General features: G+C 37.7%; 13 protein-coding genes and 3 tRNA genes. 15 read left to right on the top strand and 1 reads right to left on the bottom strand.

Translation table 11 applies throughout. The annotated features are described in order from the left end of the window. The 7 genes from LQU94_RS07725 to LQU94_RS07695 all read left to right on the top strand — a co-directional run bounded on the left by LQU94_RS07725 (window position 1) and on the right by LQU94_RS07695 (window position 4,441). Entirely contained in the window at window positions 1–729 is a 729-nt protein-coding gene (locus LQU94_RS07725) for an NAD-dependent deacylase (RefSeq protein WP_230697107.1), read from the top strand. After that, window positions 717–1,469 carry a class I SAM-dependent methyltransferase gene (locus LQU94_RS07720; RefSeq protein ID WP_230697106.1) on the top strand — a complete coding sequence of 251 codons (753 nt, stop codon included), beginning with the start codon at window positions 717–719 and terminating at the stop codon, window positions 1,467–1,469. Before LQU94_RS07725 ends, LQU94_RS07720 begins: the two co-directional genes overlap by 13 nt. A gap of 1 nt (window position 1,470) precedes the next feature. After that, the gene (gene hslO / locus LQU94_RS07715) at window positions 1,471–2,367 is read left to right on the top strand and encodes an Hsp33 family molecular chaperone HslO (protein WP_230697105.1); all 897 of its coding nucleotides are present in this window, start codon (window positions 1,471–1,473) and stop codon (window positions 2,365–2,367) included. Between the two features lie 46 nt (window positions 2,368–2,413). Next, window positions 2,414–2,489 (top strand) — tRNA-Phe (locus tag LQU94_RS07710). Window positions 2,490–2,495: 6 nt separating this feature from the next. Next, window positions 2,496–2,570, top strand: a tRNA-Gly gene (locus LQU94_RS07705). Between the two features lie 274 nt (window positions 2,571–2,844). Further along, window positions 2,845–3,639, top strand: coding sequence for a sugar phosphate isomerase/epimerase (locus LQU94_RS07700; RefSeq protein ID WP_230697104.1), 795 nt, complete (start codon window positions 2,845–2,847; stop codon window positions 3,637–3,639). Between the two features lie 13 nt (window positions 3,640–3,652). Next, window positions 3,653–4,441, top strand: coding sequence for an HAD family hydrolase (locus tag LQU94_RS07695; RefSeq protein ID WP_230697103.1), 789 nt, complete (start codon window positions 3,653–3,655; stop codon window positions 4,439–4,441). Between the two features lie 19 nt (window positions 4,442–4,460). Here the strand turns inward: LQU94_RS07695 and LQU94_RS07690 are convergent. Next, window positions 4,461–4,534: transfer RNA gene (locus LQU94_RS07690), tRNA-Cys, on the bottom strand. 328 nt (window positions 4,535–4,862) lie between these two features. Here LQU94_RS07690 and pheS point away from each other — a divergent pair. From pheS to LQU94_RS07650, 8 genes are read left to right on the top strand one after another with little or no spacing between them, the layout of a single operon-like run. Next, the gene (pheS, locus tag LQU94_RS07685; protein WP_230697102.1) at window positions 4,863–5,885 is read left to right on the top strand and encodes a phenylalanine--tRNA ligase subunit alpha; all 1,023 of its coding nucleotides are present in this window, start codon (window positions 4,863–4,865) and stop codon (window positions 5,883–5,885) included. Between the two features lie 12 nt (window positions 5,886–5,897). After that, window positions 5,898–8,294 (top strand): phenylalanine--tRNA ligase subunit beta, encoded by a 2,397-nt coding sequence (pheT, locus tag LQU94_RS07680; RefSeq protein ID WP_230697101.1) that lies wholly within the window; start codon window positions 5,898–5,900, stop codon window positions 8,292–8,294. A gap of 14 nt (window positions 8,295–8,308) precedes the next feature. Continuing rightward, the gene (gene zapA, locus LQU94_RS07675; RefSeq protein WP_230697100.1) at window positions 8,309–8,863 is read left to right on the top strand and encodes a cell division protein ZapA; all 555 of its coding nucleotides are present in this window, start codon (window positions 8,309–8,311) and stop codon (window positions 8,861–8,863) included. Beyond that, entirely contained in the window at window positions 8,860–11,187 is a 2,328-nt protein-coding gene (locus tag LQU94_RS07670; protein ID WP_230697099.1) for a U32 family peptidase, read from the top strand. The genes zapA and LQU94_RS07670 overlap by 4 nt, the downstream gene beginning before the upstream one ends. Before the next feature lie 8 nt (window positions 11,188–11,195). Further along, window positions 11,196–13,577: an endonuclease MutS2 gene (locus LQU94_RS07665; RefSeq protein ID WP_230697098.1), complete on the top strand. Its 2,382-nt coding sequence runs from the start codon at window positions 11,196–11,198 to the stop codon at window positions 13,575–13,577. 10 nt (window positions 13,578–13,587) lie between these two features. Further along, entirely contained in the window at window positions 13,588–15,300 is a 1,713-nt protein-coding gene (gene argS / locus LQU94_RS07660) for an arginine--tRNA ligase (RefSeq protein ID WP_230697097.1), read from the top strand. 42 nt (window positions 15,301–15,342) lie between these two features. Further along, on the top strand, window positions 15,343–17,028 hold the full coding sequence (locus tag LQU94_RS07655; RefSeq protein WP_230697096.1) for a B12-binding domain-containing radical SAM protein: 1,686 nt from the start codon (window positions 15,343–15,345) through the stop codon (window positions 17,026–17,028). A 28-nt stretch (window positions 17,029–17,056) separates the two neighbouring features. Beyond that, on the top strand, window positions 17,057–18,181 hold the full coding sequence (locus tag LQU94_RS07650) for a lipopolysaccharide assembly protein LapB (protein WP_230697095.1): 1,125 nt from the start codon (window positions 17,057–17,059) through the stop codon (window positions 18,179–18,181). Window positions 18,182–18,334: the final 153 nt, after the last annotated feature.

Here is an 18,334-nt window from a genome sequence, read left to right as displayed (position 1 = left end):
ATGAATTTATATGAGCAAGCAGCAAAGTTGTTAAAGGACGGAAAATATACAGTAGCTTTAACAGGGGCCGGTTTGTCAACGGAATCAGGAATTCCTGATTTTCGCAGTTCCACAGGATATTATGCCAATATTATTCCAGAAGACGCCTTATCCAATGATGTAATGTATAATGAGCCAGAACGCTTTTATAAGGAAGGTTACCAAATTCTAAAGGATTTAGAAGGGAAAAAGCCAAACGACGCCCACTTTGCTTTAACGAAATTACAAGAAATGGGATTGATGCACGAAATTATTACACAAAACATTGACAACTTGCATCAGTTGGCAGAATCTCGAGACGTTTTGCCCGTCCATGGGGATGCGTCCCACGGCCATTGCGAATCCTGTCAAAGCGTATATTCTTTCGAAGAAATAGACGATTTGGTACAGGGAGGAGAAATTCCTCCTAGATGCCCAAAATGTGGCGGGCTTGTGCGTACCAATGTCGTTTTATTTGGAGATGCCATGCCGGTAGAGTTTGAGCGGGCCATACAAGCGACAGAGCGAGCCGATACGATGGTTGTAATTGGTTCTTCTTTGCGAGTGATGCCGGTGGCCTATTTGCCTCGCCAAGTGAAGAATTTGATTATTATAAACAAAGATATGACTCCTTATGATGGGTATGCCGATGTGGTTATTCATGAATCCGCCGCCGTAGCTTTAACGAGAATTTTGGAATGTTTGAAATGACCGAAGCGTATACAATTTTTTCAGAATTTTACGACCAATTTATGGACAATTACAGCTATGAAGAGGTAGATGGTTTTCTGCAAGAGGTGCTAAAATCAGAGGGAGTGCGCCCGAATCGCATTTTGGAAATGGCTTGTGGAACGGGGAGTTTAACGGAGTATTTATCTAAAATAGCGGTGGTTGATGCCTTTGATCAATCGGAAGAAATGTTGTCTAAGGCTTACGAGAAACTGTATCGGAACAAATGGGCTAAAATTTATAAAATGAATATGGAGGATTTCTCTTTTTCTCATAAATATTCCTTAATCGTCTGTTTGTGTGATAGTATGAATTACCTTTCTTCTTTAGAATCCATTCAAAAGACATTCCAGAATGTTTACAATCATTTGGAAGAAGAGGGGATTTTTGTCTTTGATTTGAATACGGAACTTCGGTTTAGAGAACAATACAAGAACCATATTCAAATTGAAGAAGGAGAAGAGTATTTTTTTACTTGGGAAAATTTTTATGACGAAGAAAAGAGAATCAACCATTATCGCTTGAATTTCTTTTTGGAAGAGGAAGAGGGCCTTTACGAGCGTTCTACAGAAGAACACAAAGAATATGCCTATTCCTTAGAAGAAATCAAAAACCTGCTCCAAGAGACAGGGTTTGAGATCGTATCCATTCGAGATGGGTATAGAGAAGAGGATGGGAATGAAAATAGCCTACGTTGGGCTTTTATAGTTAGAAGGAGATAGAATGAAAGATATTTGTATTCGTGCCATTGATAAAGATAAGATGATTAAGGCACATATTGCGATTTCTACCAATTTAGTGGAAACAGCGCGTATTACGCATCAACTTTCCCCTACGGCTACAGCGGCTTTGGGACGTTCTTTAACGGCAGGAATTTTGTTGAGAAATAAATTAAAAAATGAAAACGAGTCTTTGACTTTGAATATTTTAGGAAATGGGCCCTTAGGAAGAATTGTTGTTACAGGTAGAAACAACGGATCCGTAAAAGGGTATGTTGATAATCCACAAGCGGATTTGCCCATACGTGAATCCGACGGGAAATTAGATGTTGGAGGATTGGTTGGCCATGAAGGAACCCTAAATGTGGTTATGGATTTGGGGCTAAAAGAAAGCTATACAGGACAAGTGGCTCTAACCAATGGAGAAATTGCAGAAGACGTAGCCCACTATTTATTGCAATCGGAACAAGTGGCCTCTGCGGTAGGATTGGGCGTTCGTGTAGATAAAGATTTATCTGTATCTAGCGCAGGAGGATTTATTATTGAATTGTTGCCAGATGCAACGGAAAAAGCCATCCAAAAATTGGAAAGATCTTTGGGAAGTGTAAAATCTGTAACCAACTTATTGGAAGAAGGGTTGGATGAAAGAGAATTGTTGGCTCGTTTGCTACCAGAATTTGAGATGGAAATCTTAGAAGAAAAAGAAATTTTCTTTGAATGTGAATGCAGTCGAGAAAAAGTAGAAGATTCTCTATTGTCCTTAGCGCCAGAAGAAATCCGTGCTATGATTGACGAGGACCACGGTGCGGAAGTGTCCTGTCATTTCTGCAATCAACAGTATCAATTTGATGAAAATGATTTGGAAAAGATTTACGAAGAATCAAGAAAGAAAAATTCTTGACAATCTCGTAAGGATTATGTAAAATAAAAAAGGTCGAAAGGCCTTTGCCCAGATAGCTCAGTCGGTAGAGCAGTGGACTGAAAATCCACGTGTCGCTGGTTCGATTCCGGCTCTGGGCACCATTTTTTGCGGAAGTGGCTCAGTGGTAGAGCATCGCCTTGCCAAGGCGAGGGTCGCGAGTTCGAATCTCGTCTTCCGCTCCATAAAAAGGGAATACGCAATGCGTATTCTCTTTTTTTGTGTCCTAAATAAAAGAGGAAGAAGTTGGGTAATGCATCTTATATTTCTGTAGAATTATTTACAAAAGTCTTACGGGGAATCCATCTCTTTTCTAATTTTCTTTTTTATAATACGGAGGAGGATAAAAGGAAACTTTTGTTCTTTTTGTTCTTTTGTTCTTTATTTTCATTTTCATTCAAAATAACAGAAAGAGAAAACAGGGAAGGAAATTAAAAATCCAAGAGAAAGGAAGTACCCATGCGAAGAATCAGTTTGTCTACAAATATTTTTGGAAAAATCGAAGATTTCGAAGAAATAGAAATGTTTTTACCAGAAGGATTCAATTTAGAGATTTTCCCCTTATGGCAAGATGACAAATTTGAAAAAATCCTTGAAAAGAAAGAAGACTATTTAAGAGGACGTACAAAAAGCTTTCATAGTCCTTATTATTTTACGGAACCTTCTCTAGGAAAAGAACATCCCGATTACAACGAGATGATGAAAAATCAAGAAAAAACCATGAAATGGGCCCATCGTTTAGGGGCGAAATATATTGTTTTTCACCACAATAACAAAAAAATAGAAGAAGAAAAAAATATGAAGAAGAATAGCGAGGAAAACTACTGCATTCTTCAAGAGAAAGCAAGAAGTTATGGTTTAGATCAAGTGGTGGAAAATGTAGGGATTCAGAGAAAAGAAAATCTGTTATACGATGAAAAAGAATTTATGGAGTTGGCTTTAATAAAAAAATATCCCATTCTTCTTGATGTGGGGCATATGCACTGCAATGAATGGGACGTAGAGAAGGTAATTTATACGTTAAGAAAACAAATTGTAGCTTATCACATTCATGACAACAACCAAAAATCGGATGAACACAAACGGATTTTTGAGGGAAGTTTTCCCATGATGGAGTTGAAAAATTATTATAAGAAATACACAAAAAATGCCGATTTGATTATAGAATACGGGCCAAATCCTCAAATTGGAAAAAAAGAATTGGAAGAAGGTGGAAGATGGTTAATGGAGCATTTCGCTCTTTGTTCTTTTTAGGTTAGGTGCACTTATGAAAATTCTTATTATTTCAGATTTAGATGGAACGCTATTAAACACAGATATACACCCAGTGGAGGTGCCGGAAGAATTGAAAGATGCCATTGTATCTTTTATGGAGGAAGGAAATTTTTTCACGATTGCGACGGGGAGAACCCCCAAAACCCTGCTCCCTTTTTTGAAGGAAATTCCAATTAATGTTCCTTTTATTTGTTCCAATGGCGGCTGGGTCCAATCTCCAGAAGGAGAAATTTTAGAAAGGGCTACTATACCTAAGGACCTTATAAAATATTTTTACAAGGAGACGGATTTAGATGTTTTATTTTTTACGGAGGATAAAATTTATTTTAGAGAAAAGAATGAATGGACGGAAAAATATAAAAAAAAGGAAGAGACCGAGGTTTGGCCTTTTCCAGAAGGGGAAGAAAATGAAATTATAAAAATCCTCTTAGTAGGAGAAGAGGAAAAATTAAAAAAATATTATAACGAACAAGATCCAAGGGTGCATGAAAATTTGCATTCTTTGGTGTCGGAATCTTATTATTTGGAAATCATTCCAAAGGGAATTTGTAAGGGATTTGGCGTAGAAAGGCTTTTGGATCATCTAGGAGAAGAAGTCCGGACCGTTGCCATAGGAAATCAAATGAACGATGTTGCCATGCTTCAGAGAGCTGATGAAGGCTACTGTGTTAATAATGCGGCGGAAAATGTTCGAAAGATGGGATTTTCAATTACTCATGGAAGTTACTCTGCGGGCGTTCTCGAGATTTTGGAAAAATATAGCAATAAAAAAGCAAGATAGGAACCTATCTTGCTTTTTTTGGAGGTGGCACCCAGATTTGAACTGGGGATAAGGGTGTTGCAGACCCGCGCCTTACCACTTGGCTATGCCACCGTATTTAATTATTTTATCTGATGACTTATTTATGTTAACATAAATTGAAGAGAATGGCAAGAGAAAAAGAAAAATAAGCAGATGGGAATTTTATTTCCCTCTGTGTAAAAGCAACCTCCGTCTTGGAATCCATTGTAAGACAGGAGCAGGAAAAGTCCAAAAGGATCTTTTTTCTTTTTTTTGCTGTCCACAAGTAAAAGAGAAAAAACTAGCCTGTTTATTTTTTGAAAAAGAGGAAAAATCTCTAGGGTTAGATATTTGAAAGCCCTTAGTCTTCGTGATATAATAAGACATTAAATTAAATTATATAAAATCAAGGAGGAACCAAATGAGAGAGCAATTGCAAGCTGTACTAGATACGGCCAAAAAAGAAATTCTTTCCACAAATGAACCAAGTAGACTAGAAGAGATCCGTGTTCAATATTTTGGAAAGAAAGGGGAACTGACTCAAATCCTACGTGGTATGGGTAAACTTTCAGCGGAAGAAAGACCGGTAATTGGTTCCTTTGCCAACGAAGTTCGAGAAGAGTTGGAAGCCCTATACGAAAAGAGAAAAGACGAGCTAGAAGAAGAACAGCTTCAAGCTCAAATTGATGAAGAGCTGTTGGATGTTACTTTGGATAAACGTACCCAAAGAATCGGGCATAGACATCCTTTACTTAAAACGAAAGAAGAGCTAGAAGATTTGTTTGTTGAAATGGGCTTTACTGTAGTAGATGGTCCAGAGATTGATTCGGTTGAAAACAACTTTGATGCTTTGAATTCGCCAAAAAATCATCCCTCCAGAGATTTAAGCGATACATTTTATATAGATGCGGAAACTTTATTGCGTACCCAAACTTCTACTATGCAAATTCGTGCTATGAATGAATTGGGTGCTCCTTTGCGTATCGTTTCTAGCGGACGCGTATTCCGTTATGACGATGTAGACGATACTCATTCCCCTATGTTTCATCAATTCGAAGGTTTGGTTGTAGATAAGGGAATTAGTTTGGCAAATCTAATTGAAACCATTAATATTTTCGTAAAAGAATTGTTTGGGGAAGATATGCAAGTTCGTTACAGACCCCATTATTTCCCATTTACAGAACCATCTACAGAGGTAGATGTAACTTGTTTGGTATGTCGTGGAGAAGGCTGCCCAGCTTGTAACAACACTGGTTGGAGCATGGAACTTTTAGGCGCTGGCGTGGTTCATCCAAACGTACTTCGCAATTGTGGAATTGATCCTGACGTATATAGCGGTTTTGCCTTTGGTATGGGGATTGACCGTATTGCCATGGTTAAATATGGCATCAAAGATATCCGTTTATTATTCGAAAACGACGCTCGTTTCTTAGGACAATTCTAAAGGAGGCCTTTCATGTTATTACCTAAATCATGGCTTGAAAAATATGTAAACATAAATATATCCACCCGTGAAATGGCGGATAAAATTACGGCAACTGGTTCCCACGTTGAAAGTATTGAAAAACGTGTGGGAGATATTGCGGGGGTTGTAATTGGTAAAATCACAAAAATTGAAAAACACCCTGATGCGGATAAATTGGTAGTATGCCAAATCGATATCGGTGGAGAAAATAAACAAATCGTTACGGGAGCGACCAACGTGTATGAAGGGGCGTATGTTCCAGTCGCTTTAGATGGAGCAAAACTCGCAGACGGAACGGTTATTAACAATGGAAAACTTCGTGGGGTAGAATCTCAAGGGATGATGTGTTCTTTGGAGGAAATGGGGTTCCCTATTTCTGTTATTCCGAAAGCCTCCCGTGATGGAATCCATTTGTTGCCTGAAGGAACAGAATTAGGTAGCGATTTTATCGAAGTTTTGGAACTGGATAAAGAAGTTATTGAATTAGAAATTACCCCAAACCGCCCAGATTGCTTAAGTGTAATTGGTATGGCTTTGGAAACGGCAGCAAGTATTGGAGAAGAATTCTCTCAACCAGAGATTAAAGTGGAAGAAAATAGCGATAAATCTTTAGAAGAAATTTTCGAAGGGTTGGAAGTGGAAACAGAATTGTCTCCTCGTTTCTATCTTCGTGGATTAACCGATGTAAAGATTGGACCTTCTCCACAATGGTTGCAAAATGATTTAATGGCAGCTGGCGTGCGTCCAATTAACAATATTGTCGACTTAACCAATTACGTTATGTTGGAATATGGACAACCTCTTCACGCTTATGACCTAGAGCATCTAGGCGACAAAAAAATTATCGTTCGTCAAGCCAAAGAGGGAGAAGTTCTTACTACTTTGGACAACAATGAAAGAAAATTAAGAACAGAAGATATCATTATTGCCGATGGAAAAGAGCCCATTGGTTTGGCTGGTATTATGGGCGGATTAGATAGTGAAGTTACAGACGAAACAACAACTGTTATTTTAGAGGGTGCGAATTTTGATGAAGGGCAAATTCGAAAAACTTCGAAACATTTTGCTTTGCGTACAGAAGCCTCCACTCGCTTTGAAAAGGGGTTGGATCCAGAAAAATCAAAATTGGCAGTAGATCGCGTGTGTGAATTGGCTGTTGAAATTGGGGCAGCCAAAGTAGCCAAAGGATCTATCGATCATTATCCAAACCCAGTAAAAGTAGAAACGTTAGAATCCGATCCAAAACGAATCAACGCTTTGTTGGGAACGGATCTTTCCATTGAAGAAATGAAGAAAATTCTAGACTCTTTGCATATTTTTACAGAAATCAAAGGGGAAATGCTAGAGAGCAAGATACCAACTTTCCGCCGTGATATTACCATTTGGCAAGATTTGGCAGAGGAAGTGGGAAGAATTTTCGGATTCCACAATATTGTGCCACAGCCTTTAGCGGGTAGCTTAACTCGTGGGGGCAAACCATTCTTCCGTACTGTAGAAGAAGAAGCAAGAAATGTATTATTGGCAACCGGTTTTGATGAATTTATGACGTATTCTTTCATGGGACCAAGCGCTTTTGATAAAATTCGTACCCCAGAAGATTCTCCTTTACGAGATGCCGTAAAATTAATCAATCCATTGGGCGAAGAATACTCTATTATGAGAACGACTTTGATGCCAAATATGTTGGATGTATTTGCTAAAAATATGAGTTATAAAAATCCATCGGCTTATGGTTTTGAATTTGGAAATATCTTCTCTGTGGAATTAAACGAAGAAGGATTGCCAAGTGAAAGCAAGAAGTTAGCCATTGGATTCTATGGAAAAGAAGATTTCTATTTCTTAAAAGAAGTAATTGAATTGATTTGCCATCGTTTGGGAATGCGCGATGTTGTCTTCCATACATTAAATGGAAATCCTTTATTACACGATGGACGTAGTGCAGAAGTGTTCTATGGGGAAGAAAATTTAGGATTCTTCGGAGAGTTGAGCCCAATGATTGCGAAGGATTTAGGAATTAAAAAACGTCTATATTTAGCGGAGTTGAATTTCTCTAAGATGGTAGAATTCTACAACGACGAAGTGAAATTCGAAGCTTTGGTAAAATATCCTGCCATTGAGAGAGACTTGGCTTTTGTTGTTCCAAGAAAATTACCAGCCGGTGATTTGATTGAAGGAATAAAATCAGTAGATCAAAGTCTATTGGAATCTGTGGAAGTATTTGACGTTTATAGTGGAGATCAAGTAGGCGAAGGAATGAAGAGCATTGCCTTGAAATTACGTTTCCGTCATAAGGAACGTACGTTGAAAGAGGAAGAAGTAGCTCCAATTGTAGAAAAAGCCATTGAAACAGTAGAAAAACAATTTGATGCAAAATTGCGGGCCATCTAAATTAGGAGGACCAAATGGAAACCAATCGATTCAAAGTGCAAATAGACGGTATGAGTTTTTATGTCGTGGGAAACGATGATAAGGAATATGTGGAAGCCTTAGCAAAAGAATTGGACGAAATGTTGGATGATTTCAATCGTCGCAACGGTCGATTAAATCAAGTGCAATACCAAATCTTAACTGCTCTAAATCTTTTGGATAATGTGAAGCGTTTAGAGAAAAAAATGGAAGATGTTAAAACATATTCTGAAGATTCGGAACTGGCAACAGAGACCATTACGGAATTAGAAAATTTGCGAAAATCTTTGAAAGAAACGAGAGAAGCAGAGGAAAAATCCAAAAATAAAGCGTTGGATTTGGAAAAAGAACGCAAAGATCTTTTGGAAGAAGTGAAAGAGCTAAAACAAAAACTTCAAGAAAAAACCGAAGAGGAAGAGAAATGGAAAGTTGAGGTCCAAGAAAAAACACAAAAAGTTCAGGAATTGGAAGATAAAAACTACCAAAACCAAATCAACTTGGCGGATCTTTACAAAGAGATTTCGATTTTAAGAGGAGAGTCAGAAGTTTGATTCAAAATATAGAATTATTATCGCCAGCAGGTTCGAAAGAGGCTTTTTATATGGCAGTGGCCAATGGTGCCGATGCCATATATCTTGGCGGTAAAGAATTTAGTGCGAGAGCTAGTGCCAACAATTTTGATCGAGAGGAAATGAAAGAATGTGTAGACTTTGCCCATATTCGCGGGGTGAAAGTCTTTGTTACTATGAACATTTTGCTTTCCGATAAAGAATTGCCAAAGGCGTTAGAATACGCAAAATACCTTTGGTTAATTGGCGTCGATGCATTGATTGTACAAGACGTTGGATTTGCCAAAAAAGTAAGAGAACTCTTACCTAATTTTGAATTGCATGGAAGTACACAAATGAGCATTTTGGATGTAGATGGAGCCCGTTTTCTTGAGGAAATGGGCTTCAGCCGTGTAGTAGTAGGTAGGGAAGTTGAACTAGAAGAAATAGAAAAAATAAAAAGAGAAACCAGTTTAGAAGTGGAAGCTTTTTGTCATGGAGCCTTGTGTGTGTCCGTAAGTGGACAATGTTTAATGAGCTCTATGATTGGAGGACGGAGCGGGAATCGTGGTTCCTGTGCTCAGCCTTGCCGCAAACAATATGAGATTGTGGACGACGAAAAAAATCCTATTTATGAGCGAGGATATGCAATTAGTCCGCGAGATTTGAATACTCTACAGGATGTAGGAAAATTGTTAGAAGCGGGCGTGGATAGCTTCAAATTAGAAGGGCGGATGAAACGCCCAGAATATGTGGCGACCATTACGAGAAATTACAGAGAAGCTTTAGACGGGAAACCTTATAATGAAAAAGATGTCGTTCAAATTTTCAACCGAACATTTACAAAGGGAACGACTTTTGGAGATTTTTCGGGAAATTATATTTCTTTCGATCGGCCAGACAACCGTGGTGTTGTTGCTGGAGAAATAAAAAAGCGTATGGGAAAGAATGCACTTTTTTTGGCTTCTTTGGATTTACGGGAAGGCGACGTTCTGGAAATGGAAGACAATAAAGGAAGAAAGAAGGTATTGCCTCTTTCTACCAATGCAAAAGCGGGTTCAACTTTTGTATTAGAGTTAAATTTTACGCCAAAAATCCCCAGTGTGTTTCAGAGAGTGATTAGCCAAGAATTGGCAGAAAAATCCCAAAAAAGTTTGGAGAATTTATACCATCAAATTCCTTTGAATGGAAAAATTTCTATTCGTATAGGAAAGAAACCTTCTTTTTCTTTAATGGGAAAGAAAAAAGTTATGGTTACTTTGGATCAAGTGGTGGAAGAAGCAAAAAAAGCTCCGTTGCCAATGAAAAAAATAGAAGAGAATTTAAGAAAATTTGATCGGTCCTATTATTATCTGGATTCTTTGGAATGGGATGTGGACGAGAATGCTTTTATTCCTATAAAAAGCATCAATCAACTTCGTCGGGAGGCCATTGAAAAATACGAAGAGGAGAATTTTCCTCGAGAAGAGATTTCCCTAAAATTTTCCCAAGGAAAAAGAGAAAAATATCCTCCCAGAAGACCTTTGTTAACGGTGGAAGTTTCCAGCTTCGAGCAATTAAAGCGAGTTCCCATGGAAAAAGTAGATCGTTTAGAATTGAAATATATAGAAAAAGAGAAAGAAACCTTCGATTTTCTAAAAGATTTTAAGGGCAAAATTTACTTAAGTATGCCTACTTATGATGGAACAAAAGAGTACAGAGAATATTACAAGAAACAGAAAGATAAAATTCATGGAATCGTAGCACAAAATTTAGGGCAAATGGATTTAGAAGGAGAAAAGGTAGTAGGAGAGGGATTGAATGTGTTCAATTCGGAGTCCTTTGCTTTTTTTGCCAAGGAGAACACCGAAATTATGCCTTCTTCGGAGTGTAGAGAATCGCAGTATAAGGAATTTTATGAAGGATTTGGTTCTTGTGGAGAGATTTTGTTCTATGGTTATCAAAGAGTTATGACCATGAAACACTGCCCGATGTCCTTGAAGAAAAAATGTGGAAATAACCGAAATTGCAAGGTTTGTTCTTTCCGAAAAGGATATTTTATCCAGGATCAAAGAAAGGCGAATTTCCCATTGCTTCGAAGAAGTGATTTTACAGAAGTTTACAATATGGTTCCTACGTATTTGGGGAATGATTTTGAAAGTGTAATGAAATACAATCCGAGGGCGTTAAAGTTGCGCTTTTTGTTAGACGAGGAGCCTGTGGAAGAAATTGTGGAAGCCGTTTCTTCTGCTTTAGAAGGAAGAAAAGATTCTTTAGAAGAATTGAGTGAAAGAATTCGAGAGTATGGCTTTACGAGAGGCCATTGGCAAAAGGGAATCTTAAGTTAGGAGGAATTATGGCAAGAAGAATTGAAGAGATTTTAGAATTCGATGAGATTCTTCGTCGGTTGAAGAACATGACGACTTCCGACTTAGGAAAAGAACGGATCGATTCTTTAGAAATGGAAAGCGATCTTCGTCGAATCGAGGAAATGCAACAAGAAACAGAAGAAGCCCTTGGGCTTTTAATGAAAAGAAGTTCGCCTCCTTTAATTGGAATCAAAGGGGTTTCCAAATGGGCCCTTCATGCTTCGAGAGGCGGGGTTTTATCCATTGGAGAAATTTTAAGCATTGGAGATTTTTTGCGAGGCGTTCGAAGAATTCGCAAATATATGTCAGACAATGATTCGGATCGAGAAAGTGTTTATCCCATTATCGAAGGTCACATTTCTTCTTTGTGGGGGAATGTGGAATTGGAACGTTGGATTGAAAAAACCATTGAAAACGAAGAAAGTTTATACGATGATGCTTCTCCGAGGTTGAAACAGATTCGTAGATCTTTAAGCCAAAAGAAAAACAACATTCGAGAAAAGCTAAATTCCATTGTAGCCAATCAGGATTTGAAAGGCTCTCTCCAGGACTCTATTATTACCATGAGAGAAGGAAGATATGTTGTTCCTGTAAGGCAAGATAGTCGAGGGAAAATCCCTGGATTGGTACATGATATGAGTTCTTCTGGCCAAACGGTTTATATTGAACCAATGGCAGTGGTGGAACTAAACAACGAAATTCGTGAGTTGGAAATTTCTGAACGAGAAGAAATTATCCGGATTTTAACAGAAATTTCGGAAGAAATCGGGCAATATCCTTATGAATTCAAAGCCGATGAACAAATAATGGCAGAACTAGACTTTTTATTTGCCAAAGGGAAATTGGCTTTAGAACAAAACGCCATTCGTCCAAAATTTTCCACAGAATTTCGAACAAAACTGGTAGAGGCTCGCCATCCTCTTTTGGACCCGAAAATAGTAGTGCCGGTTACCATTGAATTGGGCGGAGATTATCAGGCTTTGATTATAACGGGGCCGAATACGGGAGGAAAAACCGTAAGCATAAAAACATTGGGATTGTTAACGATGATGGCTCAATTTGGTCTTCATATTCCCGCTCGTTCCGGATCCGTTGTAGGAATTTATAAGAAAATTTTTGCCGACATTGGAGATGAGCAGAGCATTGAACAATCTCTGTCTACTTTCAGTTCCCATATGGTTCATATTGTAGATATTTTGAAAGAGGCGGATGAAAATTCCTTGGTTCTATTTGATGAATTAGGAGCGGGAACCGATCCTACAGAGGGAGCGGCTTTGGCTTTAAGTATTATTGATACGCTAAAGGAACAATCCATTCATGTTATGGCCACAACTCACTACAATCAATTGAAACTTTATGCCTTAACGGAGCCAGGAGTACAAAACGCTTCTATGGAATTTGATATAGACACTCTTTCTCCAACCTATCGTTTAATTATTGGAGTGCCTGGAAAGTCCAATGCCTTTGAAATTTCTAGACGTTTGGGATTGCCCGATGAGATCATTGGGCGTGCCAATGCTTTCTTGGAAACCGAAGATATTGCTTTTGAGGACGTTTTGGAAGAGTTGGAAAATGAGCGTCAGCGTTTGGAACAAACTCGCATGCGAACCGAAGAGGAAAAAGAGGCTTTAGAAAAAGAACTCTCCAAAACCCGAAAACAATCGGCAGCTTTGGAGAGAGAAAAAGATCGGATTTTAGAAAAGGCGAGAAAAGAAGCCAAAGATTTGGTGACAGAAGCGAAGGAAAATGCGGAATTAGCCCTTTCTGAAATCAAAGATATCACCAATAAATTAGAAAAAGAAGAAGCAAAAACTCTTCAACAAGCCCAAGATCTTTTGCGAAGCGATCTAAAACGCTTGAAGCGTTCAGATAAAAATGGCGTTGTCTTAAAAGAGGCCTCAAACCCTGTCAAAGAGTTAAAATTAGGAGATACGGTATTTGCCCAATCTCTTGGGGTGGAAGCGACGGTCTTGGCCTTGGAAGATGCCAAGGGAAATGTATTGGTTCAAGCAGGACTTATGAAAATGTCTTTGCCAAAAAACACATTGGTTCAGGCCAGCAAAACAAGACAAGAAGAACGACGAACCAAAAATTCGAAAAATTTGGTTCAGAAGAAAGCAAAAAATGCCAAGACGGAGATTGATATTCGAGGAAAAACCTTTGAAGAATGCGTAGCCGATTTGGATAAGATGATTGATGATGCCTATTTGACGAATTTGAAAAGTGTGCGTATAATTCATGGAAAAGGCACCGGAGCTCTGCGACAGAAAGTTCAAGAGTATTTGCGGAAACACAAACTGGTAAAATCCTATAAGGAAGCAGCCTATGACGATGGTGGAAGTGGCGTAACCTATGGGGAATTAAAATAGGAGTAGAAAAATGTTAGATTTTAAGAAAATAATTGCAGAAAAGCTGCATGAAGAAGTTCCAGAGTTGGAAGTAGATCAATTTTTATCTTTGATTGAGATTCCACCAGATTCAAAAATGGGAGATTATGCATTTCCAACCTTTTCCCTTGCAAAAATCAAGAGAAAAAGCCCACAAATGATTGCAGAAGAAATCAAAGAATCTTTGGGAGATTTAGAATCTTTTGAAAAAATCGAAGTAGTGGGAAGCTATTTGAACTTTTTTGTGGATCGAAAAGCTTTGGCTGAGTTGATGTTAGGCCAAGTCAAAGAAGAAAAAGAAGAATTTGGTCGTACAAACTATGGGGAAAATCGTCCGGTTGTAGTGGAATACTCTTCCCCAAATATTGCGAAGCCTTTCCATATTGGGCATATTCGTACTACTGTTATTGGAGATTCCTTAAAGCGAATCTATGAATTTCTAGGATACGATGTAACGTCAATTAATCATTTGGGAGATTACGGAACGCAGTTCGGTATGATGATTGAAGCCTATAAATTATGGGGAAATCGTGAAGTAATCGAAAGCAATCCAATTCCAGAACTTGTAAAATTATACGTTCGTATTAACCAAGAAGCGGAAGAAAAGCCAGAATTGTTAGACAATTCTAGAGAATGGTTCCGTAAATTGGAAGAAAAAGACGAAGAAGCCGTTGCTTTATGGAAATGGTTCCGTGAAGTGAGTCTAGATGAATTTCAACGTGTCTATAAATTGTTGGATATCGAATTTGACTCCTACCGTGGAGAGAGTTATTACTCCGATTTAATGCCAGCTGTTGTTCAAGAAATGGAAGACAAAGGCGTATTGGTAGAAAGCGATGGAGCAAAAATTGTAGATTTAGAAGAATACAAATTGCCACCATCTATCATCGTAAAACGAGATGGATCTACCATTTATTTGACTCGTGATATTACAGCGGCTAAATTCCGTAAAGACACCTACGATTTCTACAAAAACATTTACGTTGTAGGTAGCCAACAAAATCTTCATTTCCAACAATTGGTGGCTATTTTGGATAAAATGGGATACGAATGGTCAAAAGATTGTATCCACGTTCCCTTTGGTATGGTAAGTTTAGAAGATGGAACCCTTTCTACACGTCGTGGAAAAGTATTGTATTTAGAAGATGTATTAAATCGCGCCATTTCTCAAGTAGATGAAATTTTGAGCAAACGAGAAGAAGAGTTAGGCGTAGTTATGGAAAATCGGAAAGAATTGGCAGAACAAGTTGGAATAGGAGCGGTAAAATTCCAAGAATTGTTTAACCAAAGAATCAAAGATTATGTATTTGATTGGGAAAAAACCTTGAGTTTTGAAGGAGAAACTGGGCCTTATGTACAATACACCCACGCTCGAATCAATTCTCTATTAGCAAAAGGGAATTTCCAATTGGACAACAAGGTGAATCCGGCGTTGTTAACCAATGAAGAGGAAATTCGTTTGTTGCAGTTATTATATGGATTCGCTGACATTATCGTAGATGCTCATTTGAAAAACGAGCCTTATTTCATTACTCGTTATATTGTAGAAGCAGCAAAAACTTTCAACAAATTCTATAATGCTACAACGATTTTGACAGAAGAGGAAGAGTTAACCAACACAAGACTGTTATTGTGTTACGGTGTAAAAAATATGATCAAAAGAGGTTTGGATTTATTAGGAATCCAAGCTCCTGAAAAGATGTAAGAAATAGGGGGCTTAGGCCCTCTTTTTTTCATGGAGGTATTTTTGAAAGAATTATTAGTTGCCTTAAACGCGAGCTTTAGTCATACCAATTTAGCGGTGCGACTTCTTCAAAAATCTTGCAAGAAAGAAGTCGAAATCTTTGAAGGAACCATAAATGAAACCCAAGAAGATTTGCTTTTTGAAATTTTGAAACGGAACCCGACTCATATTTTCTGGTCTTGCTATATTTGGAATTGGTCGCAAATTCAAAAGTTAGGAGATACCATTGGAAAAATGGGATTAGAAATCCAGCAATTTGTTGGTGGGCCAGAAGTTTCCTACGACTGGGAAGAACATCTTCAGGAGAATCCATGGATAGATGGAATTTTTTATGGAGAGGGAGAAGAATCCTTTCCTCAATTTATTCAAATTTTAGAAGAAAACCGTTTTTGGAAGGAAATGAAAGGTTTTGTCTATAGAGATGGGGAGAATTTCGTAGTAACTCCTCCTGTAGAAATAACGAAAGATTTGGATCATCTTCCTAGTTTGGATTATAAAGAAGAAAATATGGCACATCGCATTTTGTATTATGAAGCTATGCGAGGCTGTCCCTATAATTGTGCCTATTGCCTATCCTCTTTAGATGATAAAGTTCGCTATCGAAGCGTAGAAAAAGTAAAGAAAGATATGCGAAAATTATTTCAAACAGGAACCAAACAAATTAAGTTTGTGGACCGGTCCTTTACCATGCATCCAAAACGAACATTGGAATTGTTGGAATTTATGAAAGAAGAAGCGCCAGAAGGAATTAATATTCACTTTGAAATCAATTTGGAAGACATTCAAGAAGAGGTCATAGAATCTTTAATTCACGCTCCAGAAGGACTCTTTCAATTGGAAGCCGGAGTTCAGACAACAAACCCAGAAGTTTTGGAAGAGATCCATCGAAAAGAAGGATTAGAAAACATAAAAAAATCCATGGAACGATTTTCTAAATCCAACATTCATCGTCATTTGGATTTAATCGTTGGACTTCCTGGAGAAAATATGGAAAGTTTTTTGCGAGGATTCGACGATGTATTTTCCATGAAGCCAGAAAAAATTCAAATTGGCTTTTTGAAATTATTGAGAGGAACAGCGTTAAGGAAAAACGCCGAAGAATACGGCCTATTTTATGAGAAAAAAGCTCCCTACACCGTAATTCGAACAAAAGATTTATCCGCTAAGGAAGTTTTATTCTTAAAAGACTTTGAAAAAATATCAGAAATTTATATAGATGAACACCAATTCACTGGCATAAGCCAAAAAATATTTGACCAAGGAACGAAGCCCTCCCAATATATTTTCTCCCTTACAGAATTTTATAGAGAAAACAAGGAAAGCTATACGCTAAAAAGCCAAAAAGGAAAGTACCAACTCTTGTTTGATTGGCTAAAAGAAAAAGCAACCTTACCATGGGAAGTGGCCTACGAAACGTTAAAGGAAGATTTTTATTTCCAAGAGGATCAATTTATAGAAAAAATCCTTCCCGTTCAGGATCAAGAAATGCGGAAAAATAAATTGATTCAGTGGATTGGAGAGATGGATGAATCAGAATACGAAGAGTTTGGAAAAGACATTCATCGCGTGAGCCGATTTGCCCGCGGAATCACTTTGCCATTACAAGGGATGGAAAGAATTCTCTTCTATAAAAATCACAAATATGTGAAACATTTCGATAGAAAGATAGAAATAGAAAAAGAGAAATAACAACCTCAAAAAAATGAATAGGTGGAATATGAACAAAGAATATTTTTTAGGAGATATCCTAAGTCAAATTACATTTTTAGAGACAAGAGAAGATCGACAAGAAAGTGTGAACCAGGCGTTGATAAATGTTCCCTTGCCAATTATGCAAGAAGATTTAATTGAAGAGGTGAAAAAACAAGGGGAAGAAGAAAATATAAATTATGAAAGCATCATCAAAGGAATGGCAGCAGCCGTCGTTATGGATGAAAACTTTCCCTACAGAGAAGAATATATACGATTTATGAAAGAAGCCGGAAAAGATGGGCTTGCTTATTTGTCTATGAAACGATCTGAAACTGTAGAAAAAAATCAAGCCAAATGGTTCTATATCTACAGCAAATTTCTGCATATATTGTCAGAAAATCCAAAAGACACTTTCTACATTGCCTTGGCTATGGAAATGCTATACAACCAAAAATGGTTTGAAGAAGGTGAACGAAATGACGAAGAGTTGGGCTATCTAATCAAAGAAATAGAAGATATTTACGGAGAAATTGTAAAAGAAGACCCACAAAACACATTGGCCAATGAACGCTTAGGCAATATCGCCATAGCCAAAGGGCAATACGTAAAAGGAAAACTATATTATGAAAAAGCCCTTCAAGGAAAAGGGAATGAAGAAGATTACGATCGAATTCGAAATCAAATCGAAGAAATCCAAAACGAAGCTTATATAGAAGCGGCAGAATCCTATATGCAATACAGTCGATACGAAGAGGCAATGAAACAAATCCAATCCATTCAAGAAAAAGAATACGAACCACAACGCGTGAACTATATAAAAGGTATGATTTACTACGGAATGGGAGAGTTTGAACTCGCCGTAGAACACTTAAGAGAATCCTATCGAATGGATAAAGAAAATGAAAACACCATAAACGATTTAAGTATAGCCCTAGCAGGAATCGGAGAATTAGAAGAAGCTATCAAAATTCTAACAGAAGGAATCAATCAATACCCTCAAGAGAAAAAGCTATATTACAATCGTGGGCTCTTGGAATACAATTTAGGAAATAAAGAAGTGGCTTTAGACGATCTTCGCCGAGCCTATGCCTTAGAATCAGACCCTAGTCTATTAGAGTTCATTGAACAATTAGAAAAAGATTCCGATTAATTTCAAAAACCTATTGACAGTAAGAAGGGATGGTAGTAATATATATAAGTCGACACGGCAAGGGAGTAAAATCTGCGAAAAAGATTTGAAAAAAGAATGTAAAAAAAGTGTTGACAAGCAATCGAAGAGAGCATATAATATTAAAAGTCGTCA

Source organism: Peptoniphilus sp. KCTC 25270 (assembly GCF_021012875.1).
Classification (GTDB): Bacteria; Bacillota; Clostridia; order Tissierellales; family Peptoniphilaceae; genus JAJMZJ01.
The sequence above is the reverse complement of the archived record's forward strand: the minus strand, read 5'-3'. Positions and strand labels throughout refer to the sequence as shown.

Coding starts and splice junctions, on each gene's coding strand:
- hslO (WP_230697105.1), top strand. CDS start 1,471: ATGAAAGATATTTGTATTCGTGCCATTGATAAAGATAAGATGATTAAG.
- zapA (WP_230697100.1), top strand. CDS start 8,309: ATGGAAACCAATCGATTCAAAGTGCAAATAGACGGTATGAGTTTTTAT.
- pheS (WP_230697102.1), top strand. CDS start 4,863: ATGAGAGAGCAATTGCAAGCTGTACTAGATACGGCCAAAAAAGAAATT.
- LQU94_RS07725 (WP_230697107.1), top strand. CDS start 1: ATGAATTTATATGAGCAAGCAGCAAAGTTGTTAAAGGACGGAAAATAT.
- LQU94_RS07665 (WP_230697098.1), top strand. CDS start 11,196: ATGGCAAGAAGAATTGAAGAGATTTTAGAATTCGATGAGATTCTTCGT.
- LQU94_RS07650 (WP_230697095.1), top strand. CDS start 17,057: ATGAACAAAGAATATTTTTTAGGAGATATCCTAAGTCAAATTACATTT.
- LQU94_RS07720 (WP_230697106.1), top strand. CDS start 717: ATGTTTGAAATGACCGAAGCGTATACAATTTTTTCAGAATTTTACGAC.
- argS (WP_230697097.1), top strand. CDS start 13,588: ATGTTAGATTTTAAGAAAATAATTGCAGAAAAGCTGCATGAAGAAGTT.
- LQU94_RS07700 (WP_230697104.1), top strand. CDS start 2,845: ATGCGAAGAATCAGTTTGTCTACAAATATTTTTGGAAAAATCGAAGAT.
- LQU94_RS07695 (WP_230697103.1), top strand. CDS start 3,653: ATGAAAATTCTTATTATTTCAGATTTAGATGGAACGCTATTAAACACA.
- pheT (WP_230697101.1), top strand. CDS start 5,898: ATGTTATTACCTAAATCATGGCTTGAAAAATATGTAAACATAAATATA.